This is a genomic window from Subsaximicrobium wynnwilliamsii (assembly GCF_007997225.1).
In the GTDB taxonomy this organism is placed as follows: Bacteria; Bacteroidota; Bacteroidia; order Flavobacteriales; family Flavobacteriaceae; genus Psychroserpens; species Psychroserpens wynnwilliamsii.
This window is the reverse complement of record NZ_VORM01000033.1, coordinates 34,551-48,897: the sequence shown is the minus strand read 5'-3', so window position 1 is coordinate 48,897 and position 14,347 is coordinate 34,551. Positions and strand designations below refer to the sequence as shown.

The following is a 14,347-nucleotide window of genomic DNA, read 5'->3' as shown; positions in this document are numbered from 1 at the left end:
TAATGCTAAACGGAATTTTACAGGAACGTACCATAAAATCAAGAAAAAATATCTGCAACTTTATCTAAACGAGTTTGTTTACAAGTTAAATCGAAGATATTTTGGTGAGCGAATCTTTGATAGACTAGTAATAGCAAGCATTACAGCTAATGGACACTAAACGGATATACAAGATTTTATTTATCATGATTAGTTGACAGCAAGATAAAATGAAAATTAAGCTTAATTAACAGTCTATTCACATTTTAATTACGTCACTGTAACAAAAAACTTAAAAAGTCACGAATGACGTAGCTTGAAGTTAGAAAAAAACGAACGAAATCGATAGCGTAAACTGGGTTTGGCGTAGTATTGGCGTATAAAAAAGCGCAAAATATGTATTTTAGCGTAGTCTTTATTTAAAATTCAACAGGTAATCGGTCAAAGAAATCTCAGATTCCAATTGTAATTTCTGTTTCAAACGGTAACGTTGTGTTTCTACGCCTCTTACAGAGATATTTAAAAGTGGTGCAATTTCCTTAGTGCTCAAATCCATTTTGATGTAGGCACAAACCTTTAAATCTTTGGGCGTTAAATCTGGATGTTTTTCTACTAACTGCTTAAAAAAGGCTTCGTGTACCTGATTGGAATTGTGTTCGAAAATGGCCCATTCATCTTCATGACCAATAGAGGTATCGATTTTTTTAATCAATTTTTTGTAGGCGTAATAATTATCGAATGCACTTTTGTGATCCAATAATTCATCTTTCAATTCCAATAAGGTTTCATTCTTTTTAACAATCGCCATGGCGGTATTTGCCAATTGCTTGGATTTGAGCTCCAATTCATTTTCAAGCGATTCATTTTTCAACTCTACGATTCGCTTGTCGTTTTCAATGGTCTTGTCCTTCAAGAGTATTTCTTGGTCTTTTTCGAATTGGTGTTTTAGGATCAATTGTTCTTTTAAAATTTTTCTTTTATGAAGTACGTAGAATAACAAAATCAGCAGGAAGGCCAATAGTGTAAATCCCAAGAGCCCCAAATTGGAGCGGTACCAAGCTGGCAGGATGGTAATATACAAACGTGTGGATTCTGAAGTAGTTCCAGATTCATTGACGGTACGAAAGGCCAATGCATACTCCCCCTGCCCCAAGTTTGAAAGTTCGAGAGCGCCATTTTCTATTTTATACCAGTGGTTTGGATCTACATTGGTCAGGGCATATTGAAACGCATGTGCGTGCGACTTTGGGGAGGAGAGTTCAATTAAGAGACTTTGGTTCTTATTAGGTATTTCTATCGGGGTATCGTTAGGAATGGCAATAGGCGCACCGTTAACACTAATACCATCAATTGAAGGTTTATACACCTGATAGACTGATCGTGGCAGGTTTTTATCAATACGCATAAAACCATCGTTCAAATTTAAGCCAAAATGGGTATTGTCAAGCTGGGAGACATTTTCATAGCCCACTATGAGCCTGTCCTTGATATGGCTGCTTTCCAGAGTAGTACTGGAATTTTCAGTATCAAAAGGCTTTAGATGGATTAAGTCACCACGTTTTAAGGCCAACACATTGACCTCATCATCTGAAATGATGTAAGAATTCTTTCCGAAGTTTTTATTTAAAAGATCATGTGGCACAATACTATCCAAGATAGGCTCGTAGCGTTGCCAGCCAGTATTGGTCTTGATGCAAATCGTGTTCTTGATTTTATGGACTCTTACATTATAGGTCGAAGACAAGCCTTTATTTTCATAATTCTGAATACTTGTAATCGTATCATAGGTATTGGAGAATTTCACTTTAAAGAGTCCTTTATAGGCGTGGGCAGCCCAAGCTGTTGAGGCATCTTCAAACACCAAAAACCGAATGGGGATGGTAGTTTTACCCAAATGTTTAGCTTCCCATTCGCCCTTAACTTTCTTAAGCCTTACCAAGCCCGAATAGGTGCCTTGAATGTAAGTGTCGTTGATCTCAGGCACTTTTTTAATGACCCAACCTCCAGTAAAAGCAGAGATCAATTCTATTTGGTCACCCTCCACCAGATAGGTGCCATTATTATGACCACATAACAAGTCGCCATCAACGATTTTCAAGCTCCACACCTGCCCTTGGGAATTTTCAATAAAGATCAATTTCCCATCTGAGCTCAAATAATATAGCCCTGTATTACTCCCAATGTAAATGCGACCCTTATAATCAATAACATCGTAAACCGCACCCAATTTCCCCGTGACATCATTAAAGAAGGCCGATTTACTCTTGAGGTCTACATGTGCCAAACCATTGTCCAATCCCACCCAGAGTTGATTGTCTTCGTCTATGTATTGGGATAAGATGGTGTTGTTGATCAAGCCATTCTCGTGGTTGATATGAAATACAATGCTACCGTCACTATTGGTGATATAGATGCCGTTTTGTATGGTCCCGAAGACTAGGTTTCCCGATTTTTGGGTGCTTAAGGCATTCAATTGGTATTTTTTAAGGATTGCATTAATAGGAGCATTCCATGCCTTTAGGCTGCTACCGTTATAAAGGAAATTTCCGCTAAGATCGGTCGCAATAAGCAAGCCCTCAGCATACTTTATAATAGAAACCACTTTTGCCCCATCTAAAACTGCATTGTCAAGAAAGGGTACCAATGCTGAGCCCTCTAATTTATAAATACCATCCTTGAGCGTGGCAACATACACTTCTCCATCTACAACCTCACAGGAAATAACGGTCGAGCTTGGCCTGATTTTAGTGATTTTGCCAGCTTTATATACATAGATATTCCGAAAGGATCTAAAGATAATCGTGTCCTCAAAGGCAAGGATTTGCCAGAATTCCTCATTTAAAAATTGCTCGCCATCCAGCATTTGGCTTAGTGAGGTATAGTTCAATTTTCCTTTGGCATCGGTTTCAAAATAACCGAACTCTTCATAAGAGCCTATATAGATTTTGTTGTCTTTTGCCAGTACAGATCGCAATGTGGTTTTATTCGGAATGGTAAACAACTTCCAATTGAGGCCATCGTATTCTAACAGGCCCTTATTATTGGCCACATATAATTTGCCGTCTTTTGCTTTGGAAACACCCCAATTCTGATTTCCTGCATTGTATTCTGACAAATCGAAATTCTGGAAATATGGCGTGTATTGTGCGTATGCTTTAGTTGAAAGCAATAAGGCGCATAAACAAAAAATTAAAGCGGAAAGATACCGAATGGATTTAGGTTTCGAACTAATTAAAATGTGAGTGGACTTAATATACAAAGCAAAAAATCTTTCTCTAAATATAGAAAAAGATCTTATGCTTTAAACAATTGTAGCTTTATTTCTTTACTTCCGAAGCCATTCTCATTTGCTCCAATCGGTAAATTATAAGTACCTAGCGACGTAGCGTCGTAGTGCAAGGGCAGTTGCTCATGCCCTGGAGAAAATCCAAGCCAATGGTTATCATGTGGGTTCCTGAGTTATAGCCCATCAAGTCGTTTGTGGTGAGCTGGTAGGAATAGGCAAAATAGAATTTTGACTTCATGATGCCTGCCATTGGACCAATATTCAAAGGTTTCATGAACTGATCGTTCAAAAAACGGTACGAGACACCTGCCCAATAATAATCGCCCTGGGTATTGTATTTCTTGTATTTGAAGTTCACATCGGTGCTCGACCTCCCGTCACTGGAAAACAGCTGATAAAACACAGAGGGCTCAAACTCCACCAGGTTGTTGGACGCGCTCTTGATCTTGATGCCCGAGTAGATTTGGAAATTCAGCAGCAAGTTGGGCTCGATGCCCGTGAAATTATCAATGTCCTTTTCCAAGAGGTTATTGGCATTGGCACTCAAAAAGAAGCCTTTGTTGCGGTACAGCATCCCGAAATCAAAGTTGTTGTTCGAGGTTGACCTATCGTCGGTGATGCTGGGGTCCACGATGGGCTGCTCAAATGTGCCCTCAAAATTGTTGATGTCGATCCTAAAGCTGTTCAGGTTGTAGGATATCCCAAAACTCAGGTATTGCCTGGACCGGTAATCCAGGATCAAGTGATGGGCATAGGATAGTTTCACTCCCTTTTGCAAGGTGTTCCCGTTTTTGTCATTGTAAAGTGATATCCCAACACCAGAGCGATCGGCGATCCTGAAATCCACGTACAGCGATTGGTTGTCTGGAGCATCCTTAATGCCCACCCATTGGGTCAAGCCGTTGGCCCTGATCCTAAAGTTATCGCCAATCCCCGCATAAGTAGGGGATATCACAAAATCATTATCGGCTAAATACTGTGTGAATACGGGCAGATTCAATTCTTGACTGTAACCGTTCATCACGACAAAAAGAAAGACGATATAGCGTGTTATATTTTTCATTCGAATACGTTTTTATATTATGGTCTTCTCTATCTGTTATCTGTATAGCGTGAAATGCCCGACAAAGTCGCGATCCATATCTGGGCTGTTGAGTCTCACGACGTACCAGTAATCACCGGTTGGCAGTTCCGCGCCTTTATATTTGCCATCCCAAAGCTGACCCTGTCTGAGTGTGGCCACTTTACGGCCGTATCTGTCAAAGATGTCGAACTCCAGGTTCGTGTACTGACTGCTGCACCCAGGTGCCCAACCGTCACTCACACCGTCACTGTTGGGTGTGAAGTAATTGGGGATGCAGATGTCCACGAATTCCATCTGTATGCTGGCCACGAGTTCGCAACCGCTTCCATCGGAAACCACCATGGTGTATGTGCCGGATTCTGAAACCGTAAAGGTGTTGACGTTGCCAAGCGACTCCCCGTTGAGCGTGAACTCATATTGACCAGTGCCGCCAGTGACCACTGCCACGATCTGGTTGAGCTCGCCTTCTTCCAAGATCATCGTCATGGCATCAAAGGCCTCGATCACAAAAAGTTCGGTAATTTGAATGCAACCATTGGTGTGTCTCACTTCAATGTAGTGATCGGTTCCCGGCACCAAGTTGGTAAATACATTGCTCGCTTGGTAAGGACCGCCGTTCAAGGCGTAATCCAGATCCTCCAGGTTGTCAATGCTTTCATCGACACTGACCGTGACCACGTTGCCCGTGACATTGTCAAAGCACTCGTAAGTCACTGCCACCGTTGATTCAATGCGCACGGCCTCAGGGAAGGTGATGTTCCACTCCGACTCACAGCCCTGGGCATCGCGCACAAATACAGAATGGTCGCCACCACTTAAATCTGTGAAATCAAATTGGGCCTGTGTGGCTGCTCCTGTGGCATAAGTCCCATCGTAATCATCGAGACTCACACTGTAAGGCAAGGTGCCACCAGAGATCTCAACACTGAATTCACCGTTGGCGTCTCCCTCACAGACTTCTGGGTATATAGAATTGCCAACGATACTCAAAATGACCGGTACTGGCTCTGTGATCTCAAAACTGAAATTCACATAGCAGCCCAACACATCCTGAACGATCACATCATAAGTGCCCGCCGCAAGGTTACTGAACACATTGGTGTCAAAAAACTGGTTCAATTGCGGCGAGATCGCATATTTGATTTGGCCTGTACCTCCAGTGGCATTGATCTCAATGGCCCCGTCATCACTTCCCGCACAGGAGATGTTTGAGATGTCAAAGGTCACTTCCAATGGCGCAGTAGGCTCAGTGATGCTCACTGGTGTTGATGTGGCGGCACAATCGCCACTTTCAACCATCACGATGTAATTACCAGCAAGCAATCCAGTGAACGTGCCAGGGGTGTTTTGGGTGGCAGGAATGGTGGTTCCTCCAGCATCCTGCAAGGTATAGACGTAATTGCCCAAACCGCCTTGGGCACTGGCCACGATGAAACCGCTGTTATCACCTGCACAGTTGATGGTGGCGTTGGTAAGCTCCAGGTTCAAGATCAATGTTGGTAAAACTTCAATGGTTATTTCGTTTGAAACCGTTGCCAAACAGCCATTCGCATCTTTGACATAGTACATGTAAGTCCCTGGCGCCACATCAAATGTTGTGGAGGTCGTAAATGTGCCTAAAGTGGTTGCAAATCCTTCCGTGGCACTATAGGTGTAGGGCGGCGTACCACCGGTAGCACTTAAAGTGAGCGAAGGGTCTATCAAACAGCTCTGTGTTGTCGCAGTGACCAGGCTTGCCTCAACTTCTGTGGGTTCAGTAATAACGATATCTGCGGAAGTGTCCACACAATTTAAACCATCGGTAATGCTGACCGAGTAGGTACCAGCAGCCAAATTGCTGAAGGTATTTGAGCCTTGTGGCCCGGAAACACTTGCCGTTGGCAGAATGGTGTTTAAGGTATAGGTGAAGTTTTCGCCCTGTCCTCCTGTGACATTCGTGACCGTGATGGAAGCGTCTTGGTCTCCGAAACAACTCAACAAGGTAGTGCTTGGCGTAAAGGTCGCATCGATAGGTGTAGGAAGGGTTAGCGTGACAGGAACTGAGGCCTCACAGCCTTCCGCATCCCTTACGGTTACGGTATAGGCACCGGCCGAGAGTCCGCTAAAGCTTCCGTTGGAAGAATAAGCGACGCTTGCCGCACCACTGAGTTCGTATTCCAAAGTTCCCCAACCCCCTGTGGCTTCCGCAGTGATCGTTCCTTGGTCATCGGTACAGGTCACGTTAGAGGTTTCTGAGGCATCGAGTGTTAAAGCTGCCGATGGAGAAGTTATTGTTACCACATTGGAAGTTGCTGAACAAAATGGACTCGCAGTTTCTGTAATTACAGTGGTATAGTTACCTGCTGTCAATCCTGAAACAGTTTGTGGATCGGTCGAAGTATTTGCTGTCACCGTACCAATTATCGATGTACCCGCAGCATCCAAGACTTCATAGCTGTACTCACCCGTGTATCCAGTTAAATTAATTTCAAATCCACCATTAGCATCACCAAAACAAGTCACATCCGATATGGCAACTGCATTCACATCAACCTCATCATAAGGAGCGACAGTGATAGCTGCTGTGGCTACGTTACAACCAGTATCAATATCATTCACTTGGAAATAGTAATCTCCAGGAACAATTATACTGAACGTATTCGAAGCTTGAGGAGTTCCACTTGGTAACATTTGATAGGTCACATTACCTGAACCGCCTGTCACTGCTATTGAAACAGTACCTGTATTATTACAATCAATTGGTGTGGCAATAGCAACTGCAGCCAAGGTCAATGTTGGCAATGGGTTGAGCGTAACCGTATTTGAAGCTAAACATCCATTTGCATCTTTGACAAAAAATGTGATGGTTTGGATACTTCCTGTATCGATAATATCAAATGTATTTGATGTGAAATAATTTGTTCCATTGATGCTATAGGTATATGGGGCCATACCTCCTACTTCAGTAATAGCAAGTGTTGAAGTATTGACTGAATTATCAATGGCACATGCAAAATCGGTTGCTGTTCCCGAAACCTGTAAAAGTTCTGGTTCTCCTACAACAACATCTTGTGTTGCAGCACATCCTCTACCTGAGGTTACTTGAACCGTGTACGTTCCTGCCGACAATCCTGAAAATACATTGGAGTTTTGAGCAGGCACTACCATTGGGGCAATAATTTCATAGGTGTAAACAGGGTTATCATTGCTTGAAGGCAAATTAACGCTTATGACACCATTTGTGCCAGCATTACAGCTTACATCGTTTACCGTTGTTGTAAAAGTCACTGGAGTTGCAGCGTCTAAAGTCACCGAGACATCTTCAGTACAAGAAGTAACCGTATCTGTTATGGTCACTGTGTAGGTTCCTGATGGTACGCCAGAGAACACATTCCCTGTCAATGTTATTGAGGCTGGATTTGGACTTATACCATAGGTGTAAGTGCCTGTTCCGCCGGTTCCTGTGACCGTTAGGATGCCATCGTTGTTGGTACAGCTCGGTAAAGCAGTCACTGCCGGTGTCAACCCTATTGGTGCTTCGATGTTGACAGTCACTAAATTACCACAACCATTAGCGTCCTGCAGTTCTACAGTGTGGCTTCCAGATGATAAATTTGATAGGGTGAATGGTGCTGTTTGTGTTTGGAATGCACCACCATCAATACTAAAGCTGTACGGTGCTATTCCTGGTGTATCTAAGTTTACCTCAATTTCATAAGCACCTTCTACGGTATCACATTGGTTGGTGATCACTGCGGAAATTGCTGGGGTGGGATCCATAGGTAACACTACAACCGGACTAGATACGATGCACCCATATTTATCTTTGGCGTGCACATAATAATCACCGGCATCTAAGTTGAAGGTGCTTGCTGAAGCCCAAGCTGGATCAGTAGCCAATGGTATTGGCGTTGCAGTTGTTGTAACTTGATAGGTATAGGGTGGCGTACCGTTTTGAGCGACTGCACTGATAACTCCAGAGCTCGCATTACAATTTGCATTTTGATCAACTGAAGTCGATAGTGATAAAAGAAGGGGCGACTCGGTGATTTCAAAAATAACTGAAGACGATTCGCATCCGCTATAAGCTCCTGTTCCATTTTCAGTAAATAGAATATAATACTGTCCCACTTCTAAAGAAGTAGGTGTTGTCACAGTTTCAGGAACCCCAAAAGTAACTGGTAAATTTGTTGGGCCATCTACTAATATATTGGTATATGCTCTATAAATACTATACTCAATAGAAGATGTTGTGTTATCAAAATTATCAACAGTAAACGTTACACTACCATTATCATTTCCTGTACAGCTCACATTGTTTGGAGTAACAGTTGATGTTAAAGGCGAAAATGCTGGAATAGCTATATCTGCAGATTTGACAAAATAACAATCAGTTGTGGTATCATGTACCACAAATGTGTAAACAACTCCTGGTATTAAATTATTAAAAGTTCTTATGGCTCCACCGGGAACATCTGGACCTAGATAATTCAATGTGTAAGGAACTGTATTAAATTCTAAAATACCAAACTCATAACTTCCACTTCCTACAGCAGATATTGCTTCAACTGTTACAGTTCCGCCACTTACACAATCAGGAACTGATGGAGTGACATCTATCACTAAATCTGAAGGCGGAGAAGCTATAGTAATCTGTTTAGATAAATTGCAGCCATTTGAATCAACCACATTTACCGTATAAATACCAAAGTTGATAATATCAAATTGGTAATCTTCACCTGTTAATGCCGTATATGGATTGTTTGGTATACTATCTCCGAAATTATTTGTGATAAAATAAGTGAAAGGCCCTGTCCCACCGGAAGTATTCTCTACAGTAATAGACCCTAAACTAGATCCACCTGGATTATTACAAGTAATATCAATTTTTGACAAATCGAAATCAATCGCATCTGGCTCTCCAATAGTTACTGTATCAGTCGCTGTACAGAATCTTGCATCGGTTACCGTTATAGTATAAGTCCCTGCAGGCAATCCTGAGGTTTGAGTTCCATAATCAACGCCTGTTGTGTCATTATTCACATTAGTTAAGAAAGGCGGTGTGCCAACTGTTGTGTCGATGTTAATTTGAATAGCAGCATTCGTATCCCCATTACATAAGATCGGTTGGGTTTGGGTAACCAAACTCAAGGCCGGTGGTGAAATTGGGTTTATGGTAATGATCCCTGATTGCGCGGTACATCCTTGTGCATCAGAAATTTGAAATTGATAAGTTCCAGGCGTTCCTGTTGAATAGGTAAATGGTGAGCCTGTGGATCCTAAAGAGGTATAAGCTCCTCCATCAATGGACACTGAATAGGTAAATGGAGCAGTACCTCCAGCAATGGTTCCTGTGATAACAGCATCAGGAGAGGCAGTACAGTCTAAATCTTTAGTTAACGCCGTATTTACTGATGGCTGTTGGGCAATTGTCTGCGTCGATAAAGTGACTGTACATCCATAAGCATCCCTTACAGTAACAGTATAAGACCCTGGCACCAAATCAGCAAAGATGTTGCTAGTCTGATACGCTCCACCATTGAGACTATATTCATATGGTGCCTGACCAGAAGTTACTGAGACTTCAATGGTCGCAGCATTGGTTCCATCGTAACATAAATCTGATGCCACATCAATTGAGGCAATAGGCGCTTCTGTTGGGTTTAGAACAAGTGTGTCGGTTATAGTACAATTGTTGGCATCTACAACGGTTACAGTGTAAGTCCCATCTTGTGATAAATTTGCAAAGGTATTATTCGATTGACCTGGCAATACAGACCCATCTGGCAATGTAAGGCTATAAGAGTTTCCTCCCCAACCTCCAGTGGCATTGATGACCACACTGCCGTTTTGCAAACATGTAATAGGTGCAACAGTGGTTGTCATTGCCAATGCAGATGTTGGGCCATTGACTGTTAATGTTTCGGTGGCATTACAATTGGTTGCAGTATCTGTGACAATTAGTGTATAAGATCCAGCACTCAATCCAGTTAAAACAACTGGAGATGTCCCTGCAGTTGATGCGCCTCCATTGATGGTATAATTAAAGTTTGCAGTACCCGAGATGGTAAATTGAACGGAAGCATCTGCAGCTCCAAAACAAGAAATATCATTTACATTTTGTCCTACGACGGTTATTGCTGCTAAAGGTGCAATGGTATAAGACTCACTATAGGTACAATCGTTGGCATCCTTCACTTGAAAGGTATAGGTGCCAGGTGCTAAATCCTGAAATTCATTGGAGGTTTGATAAGCGGTCTGTGCCGAAGCTGGAGCAATGATTTGATATTCCAAAGTTCCTGTTCCGCCAACAACATTGATGATGCTAACGGTTGAAACATTTAATGGACAGGTCAATGGGGTGTTGTCAAAGCTGATGTCTGTGACTGGGTCCAAAGGCGCCACTGTGATATCATTTGCCGCAGAGGTACACACATTGGCATCTTTGATGGTCACGGTATAGGTTCCAGCGGTCAAGCCTGTGAAATCAGGACTGGTTTGGAAATTCACGCCGTCGATGCTATAGGTGTAAGGGGCATCTCCTCCCACCACATCAATCACTGTGATGGTTGCGCTATTGGCACAGGTAAGGTTGGCACTCAATTCCGCAGTGCCAGAGATGGCAGTTGCCGATGTAATAGTCACGGTTTGGGCATCTGTAAAACAGACTGAATTTCCGCTGGTATATTGCACCACAACTTCGTAGTCGCCCACATCTAGACCATTGAACACAGAGGAATTTGTGAATGTGATCCCGTTATCGATGCTGTATTGGATGCTGTTGCCATTGGCAGCAGTCACATTGATGTCTATGCCACCGGTATTGCCAGCGCTCGCACAGGTGATATCTGTGGTGTTGACCGTGAAATCTGGCGGCGGGATGGTATCGATGACCAAGTTAGTAGTGGCACTACAGTTGTTGGCATCCACTACGGTAATATCAAATGTCCCTGGAGCCGTGACAGTGAAAACAGGCTCTGTCTGGAACTCTGTGGTACTGTTCACAAAATAGAAATAAGGTGGCGTTCCCCCGGAAGGATACATGGTGATCTCGCCGTCGTTACAGGTCAGAGGACTGGTAATGGCCGCGGTCACTGTCAGTATTGGCGGATTGATGATGGTAATGTCCTCAGAGAAGGTACAGCCATCCTCGGTGGTCAGGCTGGCGGTATAGGTGCCAGGGTTAAGGTTTTCAAACGTGTGATTGTTGGCCATGGCCGGTCCAACGGTATTCACAAGCGTCGCACCTTGATAGAGTGTAAAGGTGTATTGCGGGTTGGCATCATTGGCTGCAATCTGGATACTGCCTTTATCGCCATTGCAATAAGGTTGTATCACAAGTGTCGACCCTGAGAAATTGCGACTCCTGATCTGGATGTCTGGCACGGTGAAGACACATGGGTTTGAAGCCACGCCCACCTGTCTTACATAAACGGTGTAAAAACCGGGCGTATTCACAGAAAAGATATTACTCGATTGGTAGGATGCGCCATCCAGGCTGTACTCGTATCCGTTTGGCACGCCTCCAACTGTAATACTTCCTGGTGTAGTACAAACGATATCCTGGGTCGCCACGGTGGGATCCAATAAGTTTTGGTACACATTGAAGTAGAATTGCGTGAAACACCCACCTTCGTAATTGATGGTCAAACGAAACTGGCCTGCGGCATCGGCTATGAAATCCGGACCTGTTTGCACTTCATTCCAGGTACAGGCTGAATTCTCATTGGCACAGTCTGTATTGGAGACTGCCCCGCAGCTGGATTCGTCCAGCTGTTCCCAGATGATGGAAGTTGCTCCAGAAATATTGGTTTGGATATCACGCTGGTCATTGGCGCCACATAGAAAAATGTTAGGCAAGAGCTTGCCGTCATTGGGGCAGGTCGCCACTTCATCGGCATAGGGGATCACAGGATTGGTAATGGTGCCCCCATAAAGTTCTACATTAAAAATCTGATCAATGGACTGGCAAGGGGCAATGGCAGTGTTTCTAACATAATAGATCCCTGTGTTGGAAACCGTGATGGTTTGAGTGGTTCCAATTACCGGTGTTCCTGTTGGGCTGGATGACCAGGCATAGGAATCGTAGCCATTGGCAGCGGTAATATCAACGGTATCACCGCAGAGGATGATCTCTTCAGTGAAGATGCAGTCGTTCAAGTCGGCCAAGAAATTGGTGGCCTGTGGGGCTAGTAAACAACCCGTGTTAGAACTATAGCTAGGATCATCGGTAATCAAGAATGACGGATTCAACGAACTTCTATAAGTGGCAAAAGCCTGATTGTTTATCAAATCAGAACACACGTCCACTAGCAAACTACAGGATTCCACAACTGTTACTTTAAATCTGATTTCCAGAACAGGATCAAATTCCTCCACAACAGAATCATCAATACGAAACACAATTTCTCGCGTTGCAGGATTATAGCTCTCAACAGAAACACCTGGTGGTAAATAGGTCATATCTGAAGGATAGTCAAAAACGATATTGATAGGTAGGATATCACGGATAGTAAAATCGGTCGCATCATCATTGCCTGAGTTTCTAAAACCAAGCACATAATTTAATTCCTGGCCGAGATTGACAATTTGTCCACCAATATTGTTACCAAATTCATCCTCGACAATTTTGGTAAGTACAATTTTTGGCTCAATAATCTCTACAGCAAACGAGGTCACAAAAGCACCATAACCATCACCATTGGTGGTAAGTTTTAAAGCTCCGCCAGTTTCATCGTTAGGAATAACGATATTCCCAGGGTTCGGGATTTTTACGTTATTAATGTCCAATCCCAAAGTATTTAAACTTGCAGGATTCCTGTTGATATTGTGAACACCATTAATGGTTATGGTCGAGTTGAAAAAATTGTTTGCCTGATTAATGGCATCACTTAGTACGGTAAAATTAGCAACACTATTCGCCTTAAATCGAAATGAATCGCCTTGAATGCCAATATCCCCCTCTAAGGCGCCTACGCTAATGTTTGCATTTACCGGGTAAGGCGCAGGTAAGGTTTGAAAACCCGAGACAGGAATATCTAGAGTGGTATTATTTTGAACACCCGCATAGCCATCAAATACCGTGATGTATTTACTTGGTAAGATTGGACTTTCATAAATCACAACCAAGGTCCATCCTGCAGAGCATCCACCTCTTCTAAAGCCACGGGTCGCTCGCAGGTTCGCAACCGCGTAAGTGCCATCTGCTTCCGCTAAACCTTGAACGAGATTGGTAACGTTCTTATAACAAATGATTGGAGAATCCTTGAAAGAATCCTCCACATTGGGACCATAGTATTTGTACCCATCAAATATGATGTCATCCTCTTCCCCTACCATGTCGGGATCACTATCTGCCTCAAGATCTATAAAATCCCCCCCTGGCAATTTGAATTTGACTTGGTTCCAATCCTCAAAGCGCTGGGTACCCTCAAAACCAACATTACTGTTGGTTCCAATTTCATTTGGATATACAGATGCCCAATATAAGCCTGCATATAAGATTTTCTTACAGTCCGTATCGATTGTTAAATCGGCACTGCTAGAACTGAAAATAGCAGGATCACCACCACTGGCTGTATTGATATAGACGCCCTCATTGTTATTGTTAATGCCGTTGCCATTGTATGGAGATGGCAAACCCGCACCAGTGACCGTGCTGTTCCCAATAAAAAGTATGTCTCCCTTCACCTTTATGCTCCCACCATCAAGTCTTGGCGTGAATGGCACCGGAAGCTGTGCAAAAGCCTTGACACTAAATAATAGCATCATAACCATTACCATAGGTAATACCGATATGGCTTTGGAATTTGAAACACTTCCCAGAAACTCTGAATTTTGTGGTGTTGCTTTGAGCTTTGCGAAACGCTCAGCACCAAATTTTACTGAATGAACAGCATTGACAACAAATGACCTGAGCCATTGTTTGCATTGTAGGTTAGTAGGATTTTTCATGATTTTAAAAATTTGTTATTTTCTTCTTTCAGCAAGGGGCATTGCTAAAAAAAAGGGATTTGGGA

General features: G+C 43.1%; 4 protein-coding genes. 1 reads left to right on the top strand and 3 read right to left on the bottom strand.

Translation table 11 applies throughout. From position 1 onward, the window contains the following. Positions 1–160 (top strand): transposase (locus tag ESY88_RS18780; RefSeq protein WP_147089840.1); only part of this gene is annotated, 160 nt, incomplete at its 5' end. A 234-nt stretch (positions 161–394) separates the two neighbouring features. On the opposite strand, the gene ESY88_RS18775 is transcribed toward ESY88_RS18780, so the two are convergent. The 3 genes from ESY88_RS18775 to ESY88_RS18765 all read right to left on the bottom strand — a co-directional run bounded on the left by ESY88_RS18775 (position 395) and on the right by ESY88_RS18765 (position 14,282). Beyond that, complete coding sequence (locus ESY88_RS18775; protein ID WP_223270893.1) at positions 395–3,094, bottom strand: helix-turn-helix and ligand-binding sensor domain-containing protein; 2,700 nt, start codon at positions 3,092–3,094, stop codon at positions 395–397. A 259-nt stretch (positions 3,095–3,353) separates the two neighbouring features. Continuing rightward, on the bottom strand, positions 3,354–4,328 hold the full coding sequence (locus ESY88_RS18770) for a PorP/SprF family type IX secretion system membrane protein (protein WP_147088137.1): 975 nt from the start codon (positions 4,326–4,328) through the stop codon (positions 3,354–3,356). Between the two features lie 36 nt (positions 4,329–4,364). Further along, positions 4,365–14,282 carry a T9SS type B sorting domain-containing protein gene (locus ESY88_RS18765; RefSeq protein WP_147088136.1) on the bottom strand — a complete coding sequence of 3,306 codons (9,918 nt, stop codon included), beginning with the start codon at positions 14,280–14,282 and terminating at the stop codon, positions 4,365–4,367. Between the last annotated feature and the right edge of the window lie 65 nt (positions 14,283–14,347).